Here is a 23,780-nt window from a genome sequence, read left to right on the forward strand (position 1 = left end):
CCGGTCGGTATGGCGCAGGATGCCGGAGGGCCGCGCGCTGCGAACGGGCATGGCAAGGGTCCGGCACACGCCGCCCCCGGGCAGGTATCCGCACGTAGATAAGACCATACCGACTGGTCGGTTTTCAACGGCGCAACTTATTGCCATTCGAGCGCGGCGGGATTACCGTGACCGCACGACGGACGGCGGAGCGGTGCTCCACCGCCGGTCGGGACCGGTTTCTCGGGGGAGAACAGCGCCCGGAGGAGTTCCTGAATGCCCGTTTCCTCGTCCACCGACGCCGGCGCCGCCGAGGGCGCCGCCGCGCCGGGCCTCGCCGCCCGGCTGTGGCGCCGCGACCTGCCGCACTACCCCGAGACGGGGCGCCGCTACGGCTATCTCGCGATCGTGGTCGTCACCACGATCGTGCTGTACTACCTGCTCTACATCCAGTACGCCGTCGCGACGTCGATCATGACGCACTACTCGATGTCGTTCGGGTACTTCATCCTGCTGTCGGTGATCGGCAACGCGATCGGCGCGTTCGCCTCGCTGCTCGCCGGGCTCGCCGACCGGTGGGGCCGGGCGAACCTCGTCGTGTACGGGCTGCTGGTCGCCGGCCTGCTGGTGCTGGCGCTGCCCTCGGCGCCGGGCAAGCACACGTTCCTGGTGCTGTTCGCGCTGCTCAGCTTCATCGAGGGCATCGTGCTGGTCGCGACCCCGGCGCTCATCCGCGACTTCTCCCCGCAGCTCGGCCGGGCCACCGCGATGGGCTTCTGGACGATGGGCCCGGTGCTCGGCAGCCTCGTCGTCACGACGGTGACCAGCGCGACGCTCGACACCTCCAGCTGGCAGGACGAGCTGCGCTACTCCGGGTACGCCGCCCTGGCGGTGTTCGTCGTGGCGCTGTTCGGGCTGCGGGAGCTGTCCCCGGCGCTGCGCGACCAGATCATGGTGAGCATGCGCGACCGCGCGCTGATCGAGGCGCGCGCCAAGGGCATCGACCCCGAGCGGCAGGCGTCGGGCCACTGGCGGCAGATGATGCGGCTGGACGTCGTCGGGTCGGCCTTCGCGATCAGCGTCTACCTGCTGCTGTACTACGCGGCGGTCGGCAACTTCGTCATCTACTTCTCCGCCACGTTCGGCTACAGCGAGCAGCGCACCAACGGGCTCGCGAACTGGTACTGGGCGGCCAACGCGGTCGCGCTGGTGGTGGCGGGGCTGCTGTCGGACAGACTCGGCGTCCGCAAGCCGCTGATGCTCGCCGGCGGCATCGGCTCGGTCGCCGCCACGGCCTACTTCGCGCAGCTGGCCGTCCACCCCGACACCGGCTACTACACCTTCGCGTGGCTGTTCATCGCCATCGGCGTGTTCGGCGGCCTGGCGTACGCGCCGTGGATGGCGGGCTTCACCGAGACCGTCGAGAAGCACAACCCGGCGGCGACCGCGACCGGGCTCGCCGTGTGGGGCTGGATCCTGCGGCTCGTCGTGGCGGGGTCGGCGGCGTTCGTCCCGCTCGTGGTGACGTCGGTGACGCCGCTGGTGGAGCACGGGCACGAGGTGCAGGCCGCGTCCAAGGAGGCGGCGCCGGCGCTGGCCATCGTGAACCAGCACCCGCAGCTGTTCGCCGAGCTGGGCAAGTACCCGGCCGGGCAGGCGCCGCCGGAGCTGCAGGCGCGGGCCGCGAAGGAGGTCGGCCTGCCCGGCCTCGCCACCGTGCAGAAGGCGCAGCCGCAGCTTGCGGTGCTCAAGGAGCACGGCGCCGAGGTGCAGAAGGCGTCCGAGGAAGGCCCCGGCCAGTGGCGGACGTGGTGGTACGTCTGCCTGGGCGGCCAGCTGGTCTTCCTGCCGTTCGTCTTCATCATGACGGGGCGCTGGAGCCCGAAGCGCGCCCGTGAGGACGCCGAGGCGCACCAGCGCGCGATCGAGAAGGAGCTGGCGGCGCTCGCGAAGGAGTGACCGCCGCCGCGGGACCACCGCGGAACACGAGCCCCCGGCCGGGCCCCTCCCCCCGGCCGGGGGCTCGCCGCGTTCCGGCCGCGCCGCAGGCCGGCAAGATACTTAGTTTGACTAACATATAAGCCGGTGATACACCGGAATCCGGTTCCCCCCCGCACACTCCGACCGACCACCAGAGAGCCGCGTATGAAACCAGCCATGCAGGGCGGGGCGGGCGCGCAGAGCCCGTTCCGCCAGCCGAAGGCCGTCTGGGCCGTCGCGTTCGCCTGCGTCATCTCGTTCATGGGCATCGGGCTCGTCGACCCGATCCTGCCCGCGATCTCCGAGGACCTGAACGCCTCCCCCAGCCAGGTCACCCTGCTGTTCACCAGCTACCTGGTGGTCACGGCGGTCGCGATGCTGGTGACGGGCTTCGTGTCCAGCCGCATCGGCGCCAAGCGCACCCTCGTCGCGGGCCTGGCCCTGATCGTGGTGTTCAGCGCCCTCGCCGGGACGTCCGGCAGCATCTCCGGGATCATCGGGTTCCGGGCCGGCTGGGGGCTCGGCAACGCGCTGTTCATCGCCACCTCCCTCGCCGTCATCGTGGCGTCGGCGAGCGGCGGGCTCGGCGGCGCGATCATCGCCTACGAGTCCGCGCTCGGCCTCGGCATCGCCGTCGGGCCGCTGCTCGGCGGGGTCCTCGGCGACATCAGCTGGCGCGGCCCGTTCTACGGCGTCGCCGCGCTGATGGCCGCCGCGCTGATCGCCACCGTCGTGCTCGTCGAACCGCAGCCGAGACCCGCGCGCAAGACCTCGATCGCCGACCCGCTCAGGGCGCTCCGGCACCGCGGCCTGCTGATCATGAGCCTGACCGCGCTCTGCTACAACTGGGGCTTCTTCACCGTCCTCGGGTACGCGCCGTTCCCGATGGAGCTGAGCGCGATGAGGCTCGGCCTGGTCTTCACCGGCTGGGGGCTCCTCGTCGCGGTGTTCGCGGTGTTCGGCGCGCCGCTGCTGCAGCGCAGGTTCGGCCTCGCCCGCACCCTCTACGGCAACCTGGCGCTGTTCGCGGTGAACGTCGCGGTGATCGCGGTCTTCGTGAACTCGCAGAAGGTGCTGGTCATCGCGGTGATCGTCGCCGGGATCTTCATCGGCGTGAACAACACGGTGACCACGCAGGCCGTCATGATGATCGCGCCGGTGGAGCGGCCCGTCGCGTCCGCCGCCTACGGGTTCGTCCGGTTCATCGGCGGCGGCCTCGCGCCCTACGCGGCGGGACGGCTCGTCGAGCACACGAACATCCACGTCCCGTTCGCGATCGGCGCGGGCGTGGTCGCGCTCGGCATCGGGGTCCTCGCCCTCGGGCACCGCGACCTCGCGGCGGCCGAGCGCGGCCAGGCCGAGGTCGACGCGGAGGCCGCCCGCGGCGAGCCCGGCGCTGAGATCACCGAGGCCGCGGAGACCGGCTCGGGGTCCGGCTCGTAGCACGGCCGGCCGCTACGCACCCGCGCGCCAAAAAGCGCCGATTCTTTCTGCGCGCGGGTGCGTAGCGGCGCGCGCGCACCAAGCGTTAGATCGGGTGCCATGAAGATCGCCGCGCGGGCGGCGACGATCGTGGCAGTGCTCGCCGCGCTCGTCGCCCACCCCCTGCCCGCCGGGGCCTCCGAGGACGCCCCAGGAACGTCGGAGCACACCATCGCCATGGGCTTCTGGAACCGGCCCTACCTGCTGCACCTCCCGCCCGGCCGGCCGGCCGGGAAGCCGCTGCCGCTGATCGTCGCGCTGCACGGCGGGCTGAACGACCCCGAGTACGTCCGCAGGCAGAGCGGGCTCGACGCTGTCGCCGACGCCCAGGGCTATGCCGTCGCCTACCCCGAGGGGTTCCTCGGCACCTGGAACGCCGGGGCGTGCTGCTCGTTCGCCCGCTGGGCGGGCATCGACGACATGTCGTTCCTCGACGAGCTGATCGAGACGCTGGTGAAGCAGGGCGTCGCCGATCCGCGCCGGGTGTTCATGACCGGCTTCTCCAACGGCGGCGGCATGGCCTACCGGTACGCCTGCCAGCGGGCGGAGCGGCTCGCCGGGATCGCCGTCGTGTCGGGCGCCCTCGCCATCGGCTGCACCCCGGCGAAGCCGGTGTCGGTGCTGGCGTTCCACGGGACGCTCGACCCGTCCGTGCCGTACACGGGCGGCGGGAACATGGACGCCGACGTCCACTTCCCGTTCTTCGCCGTGCAGGTCGTCATGGAGTTCTGGCGCTGGGTGAACAAGCTGCCCGCGCTGTCGTGGCCGGTGCCGGGCGGGCCGGACGGCTGCGTCGGCACCGGGCCCGGTCCGCTGCTGGTCGCGCTGTGCACAGAGCAGGGCGGCGGGCACGAGTGGCCGTCCTACGCCAGCCGGATGATCGGCGAGTTCTTCGCGGCCCGGCCGTCCCTGCCCGCGAGCTGACGGCGCGCGGGCAGGGACGGAGGGGCGGGCGGCGCGGGGGACGCCGCCCGCCCCGGGTCAGCCGGCCAGGCTCCGCGGGCGGATGTCCTTCCAGTTGGCCGTGACGTAGCCGATGCACTCCGACCGGGAGTCGGGCCCGAAGACCGTCGTCCAGCCGGCCGGGACGTCGGCGAACGCCGGCCACAGCGAGTGCTGGCCCTCGGCGTTGGCGAGGACGCGGAACGTCCCGTCGGGGTCGTCGAACGGATTGGTCATCGCGCCTTCCTCTCTCCTCTAGACGGCCGGGGTGACGTCGGCCGAGCGCCGGGCGATGGACCGGACGATCTCCCCGGTGCGGACCGCGGTCATGGACAGCAGCGACGAGGCGATCCCGTGGGTGTGCTCGGTCGCGCCCTGCAGGTAGACGCCCCAGGAGCGGCCGGGGGCGGTGGCGAGGCGGTAGTCGCGCTCCACGACGGGCCGCCCGTCGGGGCCGGCGAGGCAGTCGCCGCCCGCCTCGCCGAGCAGGTCGAACGGGTCGCGCTCGCGGTAGCCGGTGGCGTAGACGAGGGCGTCGGCGTCGAGGTCGGCGGCCTCGCCGGTGGGCAGGAACCCCACTCTGACGCGCACCGCGCCGCCGTCGTCCCGGACGTCCAGGACGCGGGAGGCGTTGAGGATGCGCAGCCGCTCGGCGCCCGCGACCTTCTCGGCGTAGGCGCGCCGGTACAGCTCGTCGATGAGGTCGAGGTCGACGACCGAGTAGTTGGTGTTGCGCGAGTACTCGAACAGCATCCGCTTCACGTCGTCGGGCGCGGCGTAGTAGTGGTCGACGGCCGCGGGGTCGAAGATGCGGTTGGCGAACGCGCTGTCGTCGGCGGGCGAGTACCCGTAGCGGGCGAAGACCGCGCAGACCTCCGTCTCCGGGTAGGTGCGGTGCAGGTACTCGACGGCCTCGGCGGCGCTCTGCCCCGCGCCGACCACGACGACCCGGCGCGGGTTCCAGCTCTCGCGCTCGCCCAGCCGGGTCAGCAGGTCCTCGGTGTGCCAGACGCGCTCGCCCGCCCGCACGCCCTCGGGCAGGACGGGTTCGAGCCCGACGCCGACGACCACGTTGCGGGCGAGGTGCGTCTCCAGCCGGTCGTCGCGGCGCACCACGACCTCCAGGACCTCGTCGTCGCGCGGGCGGAGCGCGACGACCTCCGTCCCGTAGCGAACGCGGTCGGCGAACGCGGCGGCCGTCCATTCGAGGTAGTCGTGGAACTCCACCCGGGTCGGGAACATCGTCTTGTGGTTGACGAAGTCGACCAGCCGGCCGCGGGCGTGCAGGTAGGCGAGGAAGGAGTACCGGCTCGCGGGGTTGCGCAGCGACACGAGGTCCTTGAGGAAGTGGACCTGCATGGTGGCGCCGTCGATCAGCATCCCCCGGTGCCAGCCGAACCCCGGCTGCTTCTCGAAGAACACCGCGTCCACGCCGGGGCGGCCGTCCGCGCCCCGCCGCTCGTCCTCCTCGGCGAGCGCGACGGCGAGGGCGAGGTTGGACGGGCCGAAGCCGATCCCGACCACGTCGTGGACACGGGGCTGCATGCGCTCCTCCTGCATCAGGCGGACTTCACCTTGCCGGCGGCCTCGGCGATCTTCGGGACGACGTTGTCGACGACGTACGGGACGGCGAGCGGGGTCGGGGTGCGCAGCGGCCAGAACGCCTTCAGGTCGAGCGGGACGTAGGAGCCGCGCTTGACGACGGCGAGGTCGGCGAACAGCTTGCCGCCCTCGATCTTCTTCTGCGTCGCGGCGTCGTCGTTGTAGTGGCTGAGCAGCACGTCCACGTCCAGGACGGAGATCTTCTCCATGCTCAGCTCGGCGGCGAAGCCGTCCCCGGGCAGCTTGGCGAGCTGCTCGGGCAGCGTCATGCCGAACTGCTCCAGCAGCTTCACGCTGGTGTCGTCCTTGGACTTCATCACGCCGATGTTGCCGTTGGGGAAGATGCTGGTGAACGCGAAGCCCTTGCCGTTCAGCTCGGGGTGCTCGGTCTTCACCGAGGCGATCTTGGCCTCGACGTCGGCGACGAGCTTCTTGCCGTCGTCCTCGCGCCCGACGGCCTTGGCGGTCTGCAGGGTGATCTGCTGCCAGGTGTCCTCGGCCGGGCCGGTCTGGTAGGCGACGGTCGGCGCGAGCTTGGAGAGCTTCTCGTACTCCTTGTCGATGGAGAAGTCGCCGCCCGCGAGGATGAGGTCGGGCCGCAGTGCGGCGATCTCCTCCAGGTTGAACCCGGCCTCGCCCGCCTTCAGCAGCTTGGGCTTGGCACCGGTCAGCTTGGGCGCGGTCCAGGGCGCGAGGCCGTCGGGCTGGACGCCGGTCAGCTCCGCCATGCCCGCGGGGGTGACGCCGAGCGCGAGGAGCGCGTCCTGGTCGACCTCGCCGAGCGCGACGATCCGCTTCGGCGCGGACTCGACCTTCGCGGTACCGAGCTTGTGGGTGATGGTGACCGGGAACGCCCCGGCGGACTCGCCGCCGGAGGAGCCGCCGGCGGGCTCGTCGCCGCCGCCGCACGCCGCGAGCGTGCCGAGGCTCAGCACGAGCGCGGCGGAGGCGGCCAGGCGCCGCATCTTGGTGCGCATAGAGGACCGGTGTCCTTCCAGGATCTTCGGGGGGATACTGATCAAGGATCTTAGGTTAGCCTCACCTAACCTCGCAATGGGTGCGCCGGTATGAGGCGGCTCACCTCGGCCCGGCCGGGCCGAGCCGGGCCAGCAGCCCCGCGACGGTCGGCGCCGCCATCAGCGCCGCGACCTTGAGGTCCGCGCATCCGGGCTCCCTCCTGATCCGCCGGACGAGCCGCATGGCGAGCAGCGAGTGGCCGCCGAGGTCGAAGAAGTCGTCGTCCGGGCCGACCTCCGGGACGCCGAGCTCGGCGGCGAAGATCCGGCAGAGCGCCGCCTCCCGGTCGTCGGTGCCCCGCGCCGCCGCCGGGGCGGCCTCCGCCGTGACGGCGCGCGCGGTGAGCACGGAGGGCAGCGCGCCGACCCGCGCGCCGGGGTCGGCGGCGACCGCCTCCAGCACGCCGGTCAGCCCGTCCGCCAGCGCGGCGATCGTGCCGCGGTCGAACAGGTCGGCGGAGTAGTCGACGATGAGCCGCAGCCCCTCGCCGTCCTCGCGGAAGATGAAGTCGAGGTCGAACTTCGCCGCGCCCGGCCCGAACAGCGCCTCCCCCTGCTCCAGGCCGGGGAACCGCACGTCGCCGACCCCCTGGTTCTCATAGCCGACCATCACCTGGAACAGGGGGTTGCGGCCGGGCACGCGGCGCGGGCGCAGCGCCTCGACGACCGCCTCGAACGGGAGGTCCTGGTGGGCGAGCCCGGCGAGGTCGGCCTCCCGGACGCGGGCGAGCAGCTCCGCGAACGACGGGTCGCCGGACACGTCCGCGCGCAGCACGAGCGTGTTGACGAAGAAGCCGACGAGGTCGCGGGCGGCGTCCTCGGTGCGCCCGGCCACGGGGCTGCCGAGCGGGATGTCGTCGCCCGCGCCGGTGCGGTGCAGCAGCGCGGCGACGGCGGCCTGGCAGACCATGAACATGCTGGCGTTCGCGTCCCGCGCGACCTTGCGCAGCCGGGCGGCCAGGCCGGGGGGCAGCTCCGTGGCGAGGGTGCCGCCGCGCTGCCCGACGGTGCCGGGGCGGGGCCGGTCCACCGGCAGCGGGATCTCCTCGGGCAGGTCCGCCAGGGCGCGGGCCCAGTGGTCGAGCTGCCGGGCGTGGACGCTGCCGGGGTCGAGGGGGTCGCCGAGCAGCTCCCGCTGCCACAGCGTGTGGTCGGCGTACTGGACGGGCGGCGGCTCCCATGCCGGGGCCCTCCCGTCCAGCCGGGCGGCGTACGCCTCGGCGACGTCGCGGGCGAACGGCCCGAACGACCACTCGTCGAAGGCGATGTGGTGGAAGACGGCGAGCAGCAGGTGCTCGCGCTCGCCCTCCGGGAACACCGCGACCCGCAGCGGGACGTCCCGGGACAGGTCGAACGGCCGGGCGATCACGTCCTCGGGCGCGCAGTCGGCGACCTCCAGCACGGGCCGCGCCTCCTCCGGGGGCAGGATCCGCTGGTAGGGGGTGCCGTCGTGCTCGGTGAAGACGGTCCGGAGGCTCTCGTGCCGGGCGGTGACGTCGCCGATCGCCGCCTCCAGCGCCGCGCGGTCGAGGTCGCCGCGCAGCCGCACCGCGAGCGGCAGGTGGTAGGCGCCGCGCGGGCCGTCGTCCTCGCGGAGCAGCTGGTCGAGCAGCCACAGCCGGCGCTGCGCCGACGACAGCGGGATCCGCTCGGGCCGCTCCCGCGGCGCCAGCGCGGGCCGGGGCTCTGCGCCGGCGTCGCGGTGCACCCGCTCCGCCAGCTCGGCGACGGTCGGCGCCTCGAACAGGTCGCGGATCGCGAGGTCGGCGCCGAGCACCGCGCGGGCGCGGCCGACGAGCCGCGTCGCGAGCAGCGAGTGCCCGCCGAGGTCGAAGAAGCCGTCGTCGATCCCGGCGCCGGGGGCGTCCAGGACCTCGGCGAACAGCGTGCACAGGAGCCGCTCGACGGGGGTGCGCGGCGGCCTGCCCGCCTTGCGCGGCCCGTCCTGCCCGGGTTCGGGCAGGGCGCGCCGGTCGAGCTTGCCGTTGACGGTGAGCGGCAGCGCGTCCAGCGTCATGACCGCGCTCGGCACCATGTAGCCGGGCAGCCGACTCTTGAGGCTCTCCCGGACGCGGGCGGCGAGCACGCCGTGGTCGCGCGCCGCGACGGGGTCGTTCGCGTACGCCTCCGGGGGCCGGCCCGGCTCCGCCGGGAGGTTCGCCGCTCCCCCGCCGAACACGGCGTCGTAGCGGCCGGGCCGGTCGGAGGGGGTGAGCACGGCGTCCGGGAAGAGCGCGTGGAGGGTCTCCGGCTCGATCCCGTCGCGGGTGGTCAGCGCCTGCCCGGCCTCGTCCGCCGAGCCGCCGTCGCGCAGCGTCCGCCACGCTGCGGTCTCGCCCGACAGCCGGGGGTCGGGGATCCCCCGCACCCGCAGCGGGCCCGCCGGCCTGGTCTTGAGGGCGTCGAGGGTCGTCCAGTCGACGGCCGGGGTCCGCGGCGCGGGCGGGGCGTCCTTGCGCAGGACGACGTCGTAGCGGTGGCGGGTCAGCTCGTTGTGGTGCGTGCCGCGCTTGGTGAGGACGTCCACGCGGGCGGGGCCGTCCAGGGCGGTGAAGAAGGCGGGGTCGAGGAGGAGTTCCTTCTCCATCCGGACGGCGCGCTCGACGGCGTCGAGGTCGCCGCCGCCGCGGCCGAGCTGGATCGCGGCGTGCAGGCAGTGGACGGTCCGCAGGTCGCGGACGTCGCCGATGAACAGCGCCCCGCCGGGGGCGAGGAGCCGCATCGCCTTGGCGATGACGTCCCGGAGGTAGCCGGCGCCCGGGAAGTACTGCACCACCGAGTTGATCACGATGGTGTCGAAGTGCGCCTCGGGGAGGCCGGCGGTGTCGTGGGCGGGCCGGCAGCTCAGCCGGACGCCCGAGTCGTCACCGAGGTCGTGCCTGAGCTTGGCGATGACGGGTTCGGAGAAGTCGGTCCCCCAGTACTCCTCGCTCTCGGGGGCGAGGCGGGTGAGCAGGAGGCCGGCGCCGACGCCGATCTCCAGGACGCGGCGGGGCCCGGTCCGGCCGGAGAGCGCGCGGATGCGGTCGACGGTCGTCTCCCGCCATTCGCGCATGTCGTCCAGGGGGATGGGGGCGCCGTCGTAGCTGCTGTCCCAGCCCGCGAACTCCTCGGCGTGGACGACCGTGCCGACCTCGGTGTACTCGGCGTCGTAGATCTGCCGCCACTCGGCGAGCTGCTCGTCGGCGGCACCCTCCCGGGAGCCGTCGGGGACGATGTAGCCGACGAGCCGCTTCACGCTGGGCACGCCGGTGTCGGCGGCGACGACCGCCGCCTGCCCGACGCCGGGCTCGGCGGCGAGCGCGGTCTCGATCTCCTCCAGCTCGACCCGGTAGCCGCGGATCTTCACCTGGTCGTCGGTGCGGCCGAGGAAGTCGATGTTGCCGTCCGCGCGGACCCGGACGAGGTCGCCCGTCCGGTACATGCGGCCCCCCGCCGACGGGTCGGTGCGGAAGGGGTCGGCGACGAAGCGCTCGGCGGTCAGGTCGGCGCGGCCGAGGTAGCCGCGCGCCAGCCCGTCGCCCGCGATGTACAGCTCGCCGGGCGCGCCGGGCGGGACGGGCCGCAGCCACGCGTCCAGGACGTACCCGCGGGTGTTCCAGATGGGTTTGCCGACGGTCGGGGTGGCGCTGTCCTCAGTGCCGCCGCCGAGCGTGTTGATCGTGTACTCGGTGGGCCCGTACAGGTTGTAGCCGAGCACGCCTTCGGCCCGCGCGAGCCGGTCCCACACGGAGGCGGGGACGGCCTCGCCGCCGAGCAGGACGAGCGGCGGCCGGTGCCCGCCGTCCAGGAGCCCCTCGTCGAGGAGCTGCTGGGCGTAGGTCGGGGTCACGTTGATGACGTCGACGCGGTGCCGCCGCAGGTAGGCGGTGAGCGCCTCGGCGTCGCGGCGCAGGTCCTCGTCGCAGACGTGCACCTCGTGGCCCTCGATGAGCCAGAGCAGCTCCTCCCACGACATGTCGAAGGAGAACGAGACGGTGTGCGCGATGCGCAGCCGCCGCCCGGCGGAGGCGACGACGGGGTCGAAGATGTGGGCGCGGTGGTTGAACTGCATGTTGGTGAGGCCGCGGTACGGCGTCACCACGCCCTTGGGGCGCCCGGTCGAGCCGGAGGTGTAGATGACGTAGGCGGGGTGGTCGAGCCGTCCGGGGGTGCCGGGGGCGAAGCCGGGCAGCTCGTCCGGGGACGGGTCGGTGCCGGGCAGGCCGGCGAGGGCGCGGGCGGTCCCGGGGTCGTCCAGCGCGAGCGTCGTGCCGGAGAAGGCGAGGCCGGCGGCGATCTCGCGGTGCGAGACCAGGCAGGCCGGGGCGGCGTCCCGCAGCATGAAGTCGAGCCGGTCGGCCGGGTAGTCGAGTTCGAGCGGCAGGTAGGCGGCGCCCGTGCGCAGAACGGCGAACAGCGCGACGACCATCTGCGCGGAGCGCGGCAGCGCGAGCGCGACGACCTTCTCCGGGCCCGCGCCGTTCGCGAGCAGCAGCCGGGCGAGGCGGTTGACCTCGGCGTTCAGCTCCCCGTAGGTGAGCCGGACGTCGGGGAGGGACACGAGCGCGAGGTCGTCCGGCTGCTCGGCGGCGCGTGCGGCGAGCAGTTCCGCGACGGTCAGCTCGGGGACGGGGTGCCGCGCGCCGTCCCAGTCGCGGTGGAGCCGGTCGTGCTCCTCGGGCAGGAGCAGGTCGAGCCGGTGGCAGGGCGTCTCCGGGGCGTCGGCGAGCCGCTGGAGGACCGACACGTACCGGTCGGTGATGCGGTCGGCCTCCGCCTCGGTGAACGCGTCGCCCCGGTACATGACGCGCAGGCCGGCGCCGGGCTCGACGACCATCGTGATCGGGTAGTGGGTGGCGTCGCGGACCTCGCGGCCGAGGACGCGCAGGTCCCCGTCCGGGCCGAAGCCGCGGTCGGTCGGCATGCCGGGGAAGTTCTGGAAGACGAACAGCGTGTCGAACAGCGTGCCGAGGCCGGTGGCGCGCTGGACGTCGGCGAGCGCGACGTAGGAGTGGTCGAACAGCTCGGACTGCGCCGCCTGGACGCGGTCGAGGACGGCGGCGAGCGCGTCCGCAGGGCCCGCCTGCACCCGGACGGGGATCGTGTTGAACAGCAGCCCGACCATGGATTCGACGCCGTCGACGTCGGGGTGGCGGCCGGAGACGGACGCGCCGAAGACGACGTCGTCCCGTCCGGTGAGGCCCATCAGGACCAGGCCCCACGCGGTCTCGAAGAGGGTGCCCGGGGTGACGCCCCGGTCGCGGGCGACCGCGTCGAGGCGCCCGGCGAGGCCGGGCGGCAGCGGCCGGTGCAGCTCCCCGGCGGCCGACAGGTCGGCGGGCTTGTCGACCAGTCCGGGGCGGACGAGCGCGGGCTCGCCGAAGCCGTCGAGCGCGCGGCGCCACGCGTCCACGGCGGCGTCCTTGTCGCGGGTGCTGACCCAGTCGAGGAACGCGCGGAACGGCGGGACCGGGCGGGCCAGCTCGGCGGCGGCATCGGTGTAGGAGTCGAGCAGCGAGGTGACGAGCAGGCCGCCGGACCAGCCGTCCAGCAGGATCAGCTCGGAGGTCAGCACCAGCCGGTGGTCGTCCTCCGCGAGGGTGGCGAGGGCGAACCGGATCAGCGGCGGGCGGCCCGGGTCGAACGGCTCGGCGCGCTGCGCGTCGATGAACGCCTCCAGGCCGTCGCGCGGCACCTCGGCGTGCGTCCACGGCACCGCGAAGCCGTCGGAGACGAACTGCACGGCGCGGTCGCCGTCCGTCCGGAACCCGGCGCGGAGGTTGGGGAACTTCTCCAGAACGGCGCGCGCCGCGTCCGCCATCCGGCCGGGGGCGACGGGCCCGGACAGCGTCACCACGGCCTGCTGGACGTAGATGTCGCGGCCCTCGCCCGCGAGCATCAGGTGGAAGAGCAGCCCCTCCTGGAGCGGGGACAGCGGCAGCTCCCCGGCCGGTTCGGGGTGGAGGGCGGGCGCGGTGCCCGCGGTGGCCGCGCCCGCCCGCGCCAGCGCCTCGACCGTCCGGAGGCGGAACACGTCGCGGACGGTGAACGACAGCCCGGCGCGGCGGGCGCGGGCGACGAGGAGCGCCGCGCTGATGCTGTCGCCGCCGGTGCGGAAGAAGTCGTCGTCGGCGCCGGCGGCGTCGCGGCTGAGGACGCTCGCGACGAGCCGGGCCAGGACGCGTTCCGGCTCCGTCGCGGGCGCCCGCCCGGCGGCCGGCCGGCCCGGCTCGGGCAGCGCGCGCCGGTCGACCTTGCCGTTCGGGTTGAGGGGCAGCTCGTCCAGGACGACCAGTTCGGACGGGACGAGGTAGCCGGGCAGCAGCCCGCGCAGCGACGCCTGCACGTCCTCGGGGTCGGCGTCGCCGGTGATGTAGCCGACGAGGCGGGATCCGTGCGCGGCGACGGCGGCCCGCCGGACGCCCGGCCGGGCGGCGAGCGCGGCCTCGACTTCGCCCGGCTCGATCCGGAACCCGCGGATCTTCAGCTGCCCGTCGGCGCGGCCGAGGAAGTCGAGCCCGCCGTCGGGGCGGCGGCGGACGCGGTCGCCGGTCCGGTAGAGGCGGGAGCCGGGCGGGCCGAACGGGTTCGCGACGAACCGCTCGGCGGTGCGGGCGGGGTCGCCGAGGTAGCCGCGCGCCAGCCCGTCGCCCGCCAGGTACAGCTCCCCGGCGGGGACCTCGCGGAGCGCGGCGTCCAGGACGTAGGCGCGGGTGTTGGCGATCGGGGCCAGTCCCCCTCCTTCGCCGGGCAGGGCGATGAGGCTGTCACCGGCCGCCTCGGAGCACCCGTACAGGTCGATCAGCCGGGCCGGGACCTTCGCGGCGAGCGCGGCGGGCAGTGCCTCACCGCTGCTGATCCAGGTGGTGACGGACGGCGGCAGCCCGTGCTCCGCGAACGCGGCGAGCAGGCTCGGGACGAGCGTGACGAGCCGGACGCCGTGCCGTTCGATGAACTCGGCGAGCGCGACGGCGTCGGACGCGGTGGCGTCGTCGGCGATGGCGACGGTGTCCCCGGCGGCGAGGCCGCCGAGCAGCTCGGTCGTCCCGTCGATGAACGCGGGCGAGGACTTGGCGACGCGGACGCCGGGCGCGGCGAGGCCGGCGCCCCAGGCGAGCCGGTTGGCGAGGCCGCGCTGGGTGCCGGCGACGGCCTTCGGCGTCCCCGTCGACCCGGACGTGAAGACCACGTACGCGGGGTGGTCGGGGTGGAGGTCCGGCCGGGCGCGGCGGGGTGCGTCGCGCGGCGGCTCGTCGCGGCCGAGGACGAGCAGGGGCCGCACCGCGTCCAGCATCGCCTCGATGCGGGCGGGCGGGTAGGACAGGTCGAGCGGCAGGTAGGCGGCGCCCGTCTTGAGCACGGCGAGCAGCGCGACGGCGAAGTCGTCCGAGCGGGGCAGGGCGAGCGCGACGACCCGCTCGGGGCCGGCGCCGGCGGCGGCGAGCCGGTCGGCGAGCGCCTCGGCGCGGCGGTCGAGCTCGGCGTAGGTGAGGGCGGTGCCGCCGAAGACGACGGCGGTCCGGCCGGGGGTGCGCGCCGCCTGCTCCTCGATGAGCGCGGCGGCCGTCTCGACGGCGAACTCGCGGGCCGTGTCGGGGTGCTCGACGGGCGCGCCGAGGGTGGAGAGCCGCCGTCCGGGGTCGGCGGTGACCTGGGCGAGCAGGTCTCCCAGGCCGTCCAGGAGACCCTCGATCGTGGCGGCGTCGAACAGGTCGGCGGCGAACGCCGCGAACCCCTGGACCTCGTCGTCGCCCTCGGCGAAGTACAGGTCGAGGTCGAACTTCACGCCGCCGGTCCCGGGCAGGAACGGCTCGGCGCGGACGCCGGGCAGCGCGAGCCGCACGTCGTCCAGCCGCTGGTGGACGATCATCACCTGGAACAGCGGGCTGCGGGCCAGTGAGCGCTCCGGGGCGAGCCTGTCCACGACCCGCTCGAACGGGACGTCGGCGTGCGAGAACGCGGCGAGGTCGGCGGCGCGCACCCGCTCCAGCAGCTCGGCGAACGCGGGGTCGCCGGACAGGTCGGTGCGCAGCACGAGCGGGTTGACGAACACCCCGACGAGGCCGGCGAGGTCCTCGTCGGCGCGGCCGGCGATGGGCGAGCCGAGCGCGATGTCGTCGCCCGCCCCGGACCGCTGGAGCAGCGCGGCGACGGCGGCGTGCAGCACCATGAACACGCTGGTCCCGGTGTCGCGGGCGAGCCGCCGCACCCCGGCGGCGGGGAGCCGGAACGGGACGAGCCCGCCCCGGTGGCTGGCCTCCGCCGGCCGCGGCCGGTCGAACGGCAGGACGGTCTCCTCGGGCAGGCCCGCGAGGGTCCGCGCCCAGAAGTCGAGCTGCGGTGCCGGGGCGGGTGCGGCCTCGCGCTGCCAGGCCGCGTAGTCGGCGTACTGGACGGGCAGCGGCTCCCAGGCCGGCGCGCGCCCGTCCCGCCGGGCCTCGTAGGCGTGCGCCAGGTCGGCCAGCAGCGGCGTGAACGACCATTCGTCGGCGGCGGCGTGGTGCAGGAGCAGGATCAGCGACCAGTCGTCGTCGCCGGTCCGGATGAGGGTGCCGCGGACGGGCAGGTCGCGGCCGATGTCGAAGGCGTGCGCGGTGGCGTCCCGCTCGATGGCGGCGAGGCGTTCGGGGGTCTCGCCGCGCGCGTCGACGAGGGAGAGGCGGACGGCGGTGTCCGGTGCGAGGACGCGTTGGACGGGCAGGCCGTCCGGCCCCTCGACGAGCAGCGTGCGCAGCGCCTCGTGGCGGGCGACGACATCGCCCAGCGCCGCGTTCAGCGCGTCCGCGTCCACGGGGCCGTGCAGGCGCAGTCCCAGCGGCAGCGCGTACGACGCGGACGGGCCGCGCAGCCGCTCCTCCAGCCACAGCCCGCGCTGCGCCGCCGACGCCGGTACGACCGCGGGCCGCTCGACGTCGCGGACGCGGACCGCGTCCGTCGCGGTGAGCCGGGGCGCGAGGGCGGCGACGGTCGGCGCCTCGAAGACGTCCGCGATGGACAGCTCGGCGCCGAGCACGGCGCGCGCCCTGGCGGCGACGCGGGTGGCGAGCAGCGAGTGCCCGCCGAGCGCGAAGAAGTCGTCGTCGATGCCGACGCCCTCTTCGCCGAGCAGCTCGGCGAAGATCGCGCAGAGCGCGGCCTCGCGGGCGTCGCGCGGGGCGCGTCCGGAGACCTCGGCCTCGGGGGCGGGCAGCGCGGCGCGGTCGAGCTTGCCGTTGACCGTGCGGGGCAGCGCGTCGAGGGCGACGAGGGCGGACGGCACCATGTACTCGGGCAGCGCCCTGGCGAGCGCGTCCCGGAGCGCCGCGGCACCGGTCTCCCCGCCGGAGGGGACGTAGTAGCCGGTGAGGCGGGGCTCGCCGGGGCGGTCCTCGCGGACCACGACGGCGGCCTGCGCGACGCCCGGCTGCGCGGCGAGCACCGCCTGCGCCTCCGCGGGCTCGATCCGGAACCCGCGGATCTTCACCTGGTCGTCGGTGCGGCCGAGGTACTCGACCGACCCGTCGCGGGCGCGGCGCGCGAGGTCGCCCGTCCGGTACATGCGGGAGCCGGGCGGCCCGAACGGGTCGGCGGTGAACCGCTCCGCCGTGAGGTCGGGGCGGCCGGTGTAGCCGCGGGCGAGCTGCGCGCCCGCCAGGTACAGCTCGCCGGGCACGCCGGGCGGCACCGGGCGCAGCCGCGCGTCCAGGACGTACGCGCGGGTGTTCCAGAACGGGGTGCCGATGCCGGACGCGGGCAGGTCGGCGGCCGTCGCCCAGATCGTCGCCTCGGTCGGCCCGTACAGGTTGGTGGCCAGCGCCGCCCGCTCCGCCAGCGATTCGGCGAGCGCGGCGGGCAGCGCCTCGCCGCCGACCAGCACGCGCAGGCCCTCCAGCGCGGCCGGGTCGAGCGTGCCGAGCAGCGACGGGGTGCCCTGGACGACCGTGGCGCCCTTGAGCAGCCCGGCGAGCGCGGCGGGGTCGCGGACGTCCGCCCGGCCCCCGAGGACGACGGTCGCGCCGCTGATGAGCGGGGCGAACAGCTCCAGCGCCGCGATGTCGAACGCGATCGTCGTCACCGCGACGAGCCGGTCGCCCTCGCCGAGGCCCAGCCGGTCCCGGGTGAAGAGGAGGAAGTTGGCGAGCGCGCCGTGCGGGATCTCCACGCCCTTGGGGCGGCCGGTCGAGCCCGAGGTGTAGATGACGTAGGCGAGCTGGTCGGGACGCGTCGCGGCGGGCGCCGCGCTCGCCGACTCCAGGGGACCGTCGAGGATGAGGAGGTCGGTGGTGCCGGGCAGGACGTGCGCGGTCTCCGGTGCGGCGATCGCGCACAGCGGCCGGGCGTCGTCCAGCATGTAGGCGAGCCGGTCGGCGGGATGGTCGAGGTCGAGCGGCAGGTACGCGGCGCCCGCCTTCAGGACGCCGAGCAGCGCCACGACGAGGCCGGGGGTGCGGGGCAGCGCGAGCGCGACGACGCTCTCGGCCCCGGCGCCCCGGGCGCGCAGCTCCGCCGCGAGCGCCGACGACCGCTCGTCCAGCTCGGCGTAGGTGAGGGACTCCGCCCCGGTCTCGACGGCCGTCGCGCCGGGGGTGCGGGCGGCCTGCTCGGCGAACAGCGCCACGACGTCGGTGTCCGGCACGGGGTGGCCGGTGTCGTTCGCGTCCTCGATGAGGGCGCGCTCGTCCTCGCCCATGAGCTCCAGGGCGCCGATCGGGCGGTCAGGGTCGGCGACCGCGTCGGCGAGGAGGGTCTCCAGGTGGGCGAGCAGCGCGTCGATGCGCTCGTCCTCGAACAGCTCGCGCCGGAACGTGGCCTCGACCGTCATGCCCCGCGGCCGGACGAACGCCTCCAGCGACAGGTCGAAATGGGTGGTGCCGTTGTGGACGTGCGTCCAGCTCGACGTGATCCCGGGCAGGTCGAGTTCGCCGATCTCCTGCGCGAGGAACAGCAGCATGGTGTCGAAGAACGCCGACCGCCCCCGGCCCCGTGCGGGGCGGAGCTCCCGGACGATCCGGTCGTACGGGAGGGCCTGGTGCGCGAAGCCCTCGGTGACCGTCGCGCCGGTGCGGCGCAGCGCCTCCCGGAACGTCGGCGCGCCCGACAGGTCGGTGCGCATCACCAGCGTGTTGCCGAAGTTGCCGACGAGCCGCTCGGTCTCGGCGTGCTCCCGGTTCATCACCGCCGACCCGACCGCGATGTCCTCGGACCCGGTGTAGCGGTGCAGCAGGACGGCGTACGCGGCGAGCATCACCATGTACGGGGTGAGGTTCTCCTCGGCGGCGAGGCGGCGCATCCCCTCCGTCACCGCGTCGTCGAAGCGCCGCGCCCGGCGCCCGCCGCGCTCGGTCGCGGCGGCGCCGCGCGGACGGTCGGCGGGCAGGTCGAGCGGCGCGGGCGGCGGGTCGAGGCGCCCGCGCCAGTAGGCCAGGTCGGCCTCGTCGGCGGGCCGCCGCTGCTCCCACTCGGCGTAGTCGGCGTACTGGACGGCGAGGGCCGGGAGCCCGTCCGGCTCACCGGTCGCGGCCGCGCGGTACAGGGCCGACAGGTCGCGCGACAGCGAACCCCAGGTCATCCCGTCCCACGCGATGTGGTGGACGACGAGGACGAGCGCGTGCGCGTCCTCGCCGAGCTTCAGCAGCTCCAGCCGGATCGGCCGGTCGCCGCGCAGGTCGAACGGCAGGGCGGCCAGCTCCGCCGCCCGCGCGCCGGCGTCGTCGCAGGGGACGGGCGGGAGCTCGAGGGAGTCGTCGTCGGTGACGACCTGGACGGCGCTCTCCCCCTCGGCGTCGGCGTAGGTCGTGCGGAGGACGGCGTGCCGCCGGATCAGGCCGCGCAGCGCCTCTTGCAGCGCGCCGGTGTCGAGCGGCCCGTCCATGCGGACGAGCAGGCAGACGTTGTAGGCGGGGCTGTCCGGGAACGTGCGGTGGTGCAGCCACATGCTCTGCTGCGCGTAGGAGAGGGGCGCCGGCCCGTCCGACCCGCGCGGGGCGATCCCGGACGTCCCCGGCCCCAGCCCGGCCTCGGCCATCATCCGCCGCATCAGTTCGCGCCGCCGCGCCGTCGTCGTCTGCACGCCCGCTCTTTCGTCCGACTCCATGATCGCGGGTTAGGTTAGCCTTGCCTATGGACGACGCACAAGGTTAGCCTTACCTAACTTGATCTTCCGGCCGCAGAGGGAGTTGGCTGCCTTGTCCATCGGTCTGCGCACTGATGCGAACCCCACGGAGCTCGTGCTGGAACGCACCGCCGAGCCGCTCGCCGCCATGGCCCGGCTGGCCGGGTCCGGCCTCTTCGGCGACTACGTGGTGTACGAGCGGCCCGGCTCGTGGACGTTCGCGGGCGGCGTGCTCGGCGAGGTCGTCCTCGACGCCGACACCGTCCACGTCCGCTGGCCGGGGCGCCCGCCGTCCACCGAGCCCTGGTCGGGCCGCCCCGCCGACGCGCTCCGCGACACCTTCGCCGACGCCCCGCTGCCCGCCTGGAACGCCTACGGCTGGATCGCGTTCGAGTTCGCCGCGCCGCGCCCCGCCGGGCGGCTCGCGCACCTGATCGTGCCGCGCACCGAGGTCCGGATCGAGGACGGCCGTGCCCGCGTCACCGGCGCCGACGCGCCGCGGGTCGCCGCGCTGCTCGCCGAGGCCGGCCCGGTCGCCGGGACCCCCTCCCCCGTCGACGTCCGCGTCGACGGCGACGCCTACCGCGCCAAGGTCGCGGCGGCCGTCGCCGAGATCCACGCGGGCCGCTACCAGAAGGTCATCGTCTCCCGCCGGCTGGACGTCCCGCACCCCGTCGACGTCATCGCGACCTACGCGCGGGGCCGCGAGGCGAACACCCCCGCCCGCTCGTTCCTGCTCGACCTCGGCGGCTTCCAGGCCACCGGGTTCAGCCCCGAGGTCCTCGCGACCGTGGACGCCGGCGGCCGCGTCATGACCCAGCCCCTCGCCGGCACCCGCGCGTTCGGCGCCGGCGCCGAGACCGACGCCCGCAGCCGCCGCGAGCTGGAGAACGACCCGAAGGAGATCTTCGAGCACGCCGTCTCCGTCCGGACGTCGATGGAGGAGCTGCGCCGCGTCTGCGACCCCGCCACCGTCCAGGTCACCGACTTCATGACGGTGAAGGAGCGCGGCAGCGTCCAGCACCTCGGCTCCCGCGCGTCCGGCGTCCTCGCGTCCGGCCGCTCCCCCTGGGACGCCCTGGAGGCCCTCTTCCCCGGCGTGACCGCGTCCGGCATCCCGAAGCCTGCGGCGATCGAGGCGATCACCCGCCTCGAGGACCGCCGGGGCATGTACTCCGGCGCCGTCGTGGCCGTCTCCCACGACGGCTCGCTCGACTCGGCGCTCGTCCTGCGCGCCCTCTACAGCGAGGGCGGCCGCGCCTGGCTGCGGGCCGGCGCCGGGATCGTCAGCGCGTCCACGCCCGAGCGCGAGTACGAGGAGACCTGCGAGAAGCTCTCCAGCATCGCACCCTACGTCGTCCGCCGCTGACCCGCCGCATGGCGGGTAGGGGACCCGCCATGCCGGAACTTCCCGATGTCGAGGGCTTCCGCCGGGTGCTCGCCGAGCACTCCGGCGAACCGATCACCGGGGTCGCCGTCCTCGACGCCGGCGTGCTGCGCGGCGTCACCGCCCGCGCGCTGCGCGACGCCCTGCGCGGCCACCGGTTCGAGGAGCCGCGGCGGCACGGCAAGTGGCTCATCGCCCCGGCCGGCGGCCCCGTCCTCCTGCTGCACTTCGGCATGACCGGCTCGCTCACCTGGCACGGCGCGGCCGAGCCGCGACACCGCCACGACCGCGTCGTCTGGCGCCTCCCAGATGGCGAACTGCGCTACCGCGACATGCGCAAGCTCCAGGGCGTCCACTTGGACGACGCCGGCGAGGTGCTCGGAGACCTCGGCCCGGACGCCCTGGAGGTCTCCCGGCGCGACCTCGCCGGCCTCTTGTCGCACCGCCGCGGACGGCTGAAACCGACCCTGACCGACCAGACCGTCATCGCGGGCCTGGGCAACCTGCTCGCCGACGAGATCTGCTGGCGCGCCCGCGTCAACCCGCTGCGCACGGCCTCGGACCTGGACGCGGCCGAAGTGGCCTCCCTCCACCGCGCCCTGCGCCGCGTGCTGCGCGACTCGGTCGAGGCCGAACGCGTCCCGCCGCGCCGCACCTGGCTCACCGGCGCCCGCGACAGGCCCGACCCCGTCTGCCCCCGCTGCGGCACTCCCCTGTGCAGCCGCCGCGTCTCGGGCCGCCGGACCGTCTGGTGCCCCGCCTGCCAGCCCGCGCGAGGCGAACGCGGGCGCTGAGAACGCTCAACGCCCGCGATCACGTGCCGCCGCCGTGGTTCACGCCGTGGCCAGGTATCCGGCAAGGCCGTCCAGCAGCATGGTGCTGCCCTGCTCGGCCTGGTCGCGCTCCTCGGCGCCGTCGAACCTCTGGGACAGGGTGATCTTGGTGCGGTCGCCGTCGGCGGCCAGCTCCATCGTCATCAGGACCTGGTCGCCGCCGCCGGGGACGTCCATCCCCATGACCAGGCGCTCGTTCGGCACGACCTCGGTGTAGACGCCGGTCAGCGGGACGCGGGCGCCGCCGGGGATGACCATGACCGAACTCCAGGCGCCGCCCGGCCGGACGTCCAGGGAGACGTCCTCGGCGCTGGCCCACTTGCCGTAGACGTCGGAGTCGGTCCAGGCGTCCCAGACCTTCTCGACCGGGGCGTCCAGCGTGCGGGTGATGGCGTAGTCGAAACCGGCGGTACCCATGGCTCTCCTCCTTCTCCGGCCCCCGCTCGGTGGGGGCCCGACTGACACTCAAACTATAGTAACGATCGATGACAGTCAAGAACAGTGACTAATTTCCCGAGCACTCTCGGCGCGCGCTCCATGAGGACAGCACTCCGGTACGACATTGCGGGAGGATGGCCGGATGACCAGCGACGCGCTCCCCCCGAGGCCCCGGTACCCCGCCGCCCCGGATCACGCGGAGGCCGCCGATGCCCAAGCGTGAGCTGTACATCTCGGTGGACGTCGAGGCCGATGGGCCGATCCCCGGGCCGTACTCCATGCTGAGCTTCGGCATGGCGGCGTGCGGCACCTCCGACGGACGCGACTTCACGCCGCTCGACCCGGCCGAGTCCACGTTCTACGCGGAACTGAAACCCATCAGCGACGAGTACGTCCCCGAGGCACTCGCGGTCAGCGGCCTGGACCGCGACCTGCTCGCCGCCGAGGGCCGCGAACCGGCCGAGGCGATGAACGCGGCCACGGCCTGGGTGACGGAGGTGACCGCGGCGGCGAACGCCTCACCCGTCCTGGTCGCCTACCCGCTCGGCTTCGACTGGATGTTCCTGTACTGGTACTGGACGCGCTTCGCCGACACCGGCTCCCCGTTCGGGCACTCGCGGCACCTGGACCTGAAGAGCCTCTACGCGGCCAAAACGAACGCCATGGTCACCCGCTCGACCAAGAGGCAGATGCCACCCGAACTGCTCTCCGACCAGCCCCACACCCACAACGCCCTGGACGACGCGATAGAACAGGCCGAACTCTTCCAGAACCTCACCCACTGGCCCGGACGGGGCAATCCGTGATGTCGTCGCCTGGTGCCGACACCGCCGCGAGCGCAACCCGCCCGCATCACCGAGGTCGACGTCCTCCGCGGCTTCGCACTCTTCGGCATCACCCTGGCGAACACCGTCACCCTCACGGGAGCACCATCCTCGGCTACAGGCGGCCTCGGCCACTGGGCCTTTGAGACCCTCCTGCACCAGAGATTCTTCCCGATCTTCTCGTTCCTGTTCGGACTGAGCTTCGGGCTGTTCCTGGACGCCGTCCAGGGGCGGACGCGCAGCCCCCGCCTGCTCATGCTGGCCCGCCTGGGCTTCCTGGTGCCCTTCGGTGCGCTGCACCGCCTGCTGCAACCGCGCGAGGTCCTGCTGACCTATGCCGTCATCGGCATCATCGTGCTCCTCCCGGCGTCCTACCTGCCAGGTCGGCGCACGGTCCTGGCGCTGGGGACCGCCGCCACCGCGGCCGCCGCGCTGCTCGCCGGCGGCAGCACGCTCATCCCCGGCCTGTTTCTGATCGGCTTCGCAGCGGCGAGATACGGCCCGGACAGACTGCTCACCCTCCCGACGAGCCGCATCTGCACGGTCTTGGCCATAACTTCCGTAATCGCCATCGCCCTGAACGTTCAGCAGATCCACTACGGCTCCGACTCCACCTCACGTGCGGCGACCGTGGCCGGACTGGTGACAGCCGCGACCTACGTGATCGCCATCGTGCTCCTACTCCGTACACCGATCCGACAGGCGCTGCGCCCACTGTCGCCCGTCGGCCGCATGGCACTGACGTGCTACATCGTGGCCACGCCCTTGATCCTGATATCCGATCAGGCGTTGCACCTCGACGACGGCTATGGAATCGCTCTCGCCATCGGCATGGGCGTGTTCGTGGCCGAACTGACTTTCGGCATGCTGTGGCTGCGCCGCGCCCGATACGGACCGCTCGAATGGGTGTGGCGTTGCCTGACCTGGTGGAGCTTCGTACCGAACAGCTCACGCGGGTCCTCGCGGCATGGTCCGGCCGGGCTGCGGTGGTCTCCGTCCCGTGACGGGTGCCGATAGCGTCCGTCCATGGACGTACCCGACCTGGCGGACCTGATCTGGCTCTTCGAGGACGAGCCGACCCCGGAGTACGACGACGTGACCTGGCCGGTCGGCCTGCAGGGCTTCCGCCTCCGGCGGGGCGCCCGCGAGGTGCCGTTCTCTGGTAATCCGCCTCCCGGAAAGCCCGCGCGGACCGCGCGGCCGCTTCGTAGGCTGGCGCGGTGA

General features: G+C 74.2%; 13 protein-coding genes. 8 read left to right on the forward strand and 5 right to left on the reverse strand.

Annotation, left to right across the window (positions count from 1 at the left end):
* Positions 1–255: 255 nt before the first annotated feature.
* The 3 genes from AB0K34_RS19135 (at position 256) to AB0K34_RS19145 (ending at position 4,365) form a co-directional block, all read left to right on the forward strand.
* Positions 256–1,938: an MFS transporter gene (locus AB0K34_RS19135; protein ID WP_138638600.1), complete on the forward strand. Its 1,683-nt coding sequence runs from the start codon at positions 256–258 to the stop codon at positions 1,936–1,938.
* 198 nt (positions 1,939–2,136) lie between these two features.
* Positions 2,137–3,402 carry an MFS transporter gene (locus AB0K34_RS19140; protein WP_138638601.1) on the forward strand — a complete coding sequence of 422 codons (1,266 nt, stop codon included), beginning with the start codon at positions 2,137–2,139 and terminating at the stop codon, positions 3,400–3,402.
* Between the two features lie 99 nt (positions 3,403–3,501).
* A complete protein-coding gene (locus AB0K34_RS19145) occupies positions 3,502–4,365 on the forward strand; it encodes a PHB depolymerase family esterase (RefSeq protein ID WP_364550031.1) in 864 nt (287 codons plus the stop codon).
* Positions 4,366–4,422: 57 nt separating this feature from the next.
* Here the strand turns inward: AB0K34_RS19145 and AB0K34_RS19150 are convergent, their stop codons facing one another.
* From AB0K34_RS19150 to AB0K34_RS19165, 4 genes are all read right to left on the reverse strand, one after another.
* Complete coding sequence (locus AB0K34_RS19150) at positions 4,423–4,620, reverse strand: MbtH family protein (RefSeq protein WP_364550033.1); 198 nt, start codon at positions 4,618–4,620, stop codon at positions 4,423–4,425.
* An 18-nt stretch (positions 4,621–4,638) separates the two neighbouring features.
* The gene (locus tag AB0K34_RS19155) at positions 4,639–5,928 is read right to left on the reverse strand and encodes a lysine N(6)-hydroxylase/L-ornithine N(5)-oxygenase family protein (RefSeq protein WP_364550035.1); all 1,290 of its coding nucleotides are present in this window, start codon (positions 5,926–5,928) and stop codon (positions 4,639–4,641) included.
* Between the two features lie 14 nt (positions 5,929–5,942).
* A complete protein-coding gene (locus tag AB0K34_RS19160) occupies positions 5,943–6,962 on the reverse strand; it encodes an iron-siderophore ABC transporter substrate-binding protein (protein ID WP_364550037.1) in 1,020 nt (339 codons plus the stop codon).
* Positions 6,963–7,062: 100 nt separating this feature from the next.
* Complete coding sequence (locus AB0K34_RS19165) at positions 7,063–19,056, reverse strand: amino acid adenylation domain-containing protein (RefSeq protein ID WP_364550039.1); 11,994 nt, start codon at positions 19,054–19,056, stop codon at positions 7,063–7,065.
* 91 nt (positions 19,057–19,147) lie between these two features.
* Here AB0K34_RS19165 and AB0K34_RS19170 point away from each other — a divergent pair, with 91 nt between their 5' ends.
* The gene (locus tag AB0K34_RS19170) at positions 19,148–20,443 is read left to right on the forward strand and encodes a salicylate synthase (RefSeq protein ID WP_364550041.1); all 1,296 of its coding nucleotides are present in this window, start codon (positions 19,148–19,150) and stop codon (positions 20,441–20,443) included.
* Between the two features lie 29 nt (positions 20,444–20,472).
* Entirely contained in the window at positions 20,473–21,255 is a 783-nt protein-coding gene (locus AB0K34_RS19175; RefSeq protein WP_364550043.1) for a DNA-formamidopyrimidine glycosylase family protein, read from the forward strand.
* A 39-nt stretch (positions 21,256–21,294) separates the two neighbouring features.
* Here AB0K34_RS19175 and AB0K34_RS19180 read toward each other — a convergent pair whose 3' ends face one another.
* On the reverse strand, positions 21,295–21,711 hold the full coding sequence (locus AB0K34_RS19180; RefSeq protein WP_364550045.1) for an SRPBCC domain-containing protein: 417 nt from the start codon (positions 21,709–21,711) through the stop codon (positions 21,295–21,297).
* 230 nt (positions 21,712–21,941) lie between these two features.
* Between AB0K34_RS19180 and AB0K34_RS19185 the strand changes: the two genes are divergently transcribed.
* The 3 genes from AB0K34_RS19185 to AB0K34_RS19195 are packed head-to-tail and all read left to right on the forward strand — an operon-like array spanning position 21,942 to position 23,780.
* Positions 21,942–22,538 (forward strand): exonuclease, encoded by a 597-nt coding sequence (locus tag AB0K34_RS19185; RefSeq protein WP_364550047.1) that lies wholly within the window; start codon positions 21,942–21,944, stop codon positions 22,536–22,538.
* A 12-nt stretch (positions 22,539–22,550) separates the two neighbouring features.
* A complete protein-coding gene (locus tag AB0K34_RS19190) occupies positions 22,551–23,573 on the forward strand; it encodes a DUF418 domain-containing protein (RefSeq protein ID WP_364550049.1) in 1,023 nt (340 codons plus the stop codon).
* A gap of 9 nt (positions 23,574–23,582) precedes the next feature.
* A complete protein-coding gene (locus tag AB0K34_RS19195; RefSeq protein ID WP_364550051.1) occupies positions 23,583–23,780 on the forward strand; it encodes a hypothetical protein in 198 nt (65 codons plus the stop codon).

The sequence above is a fragment of the Actinomadura sp. NPDC049382 genome, from assembly GCF_040677125.1.
Taxonomy (GTDB): Bacteria; Actinomycetota; Actinomycetes; order Streptosporangiales; family Streptosporangiaceae; genus Spirillospora; species Spirillospora geliboluensis.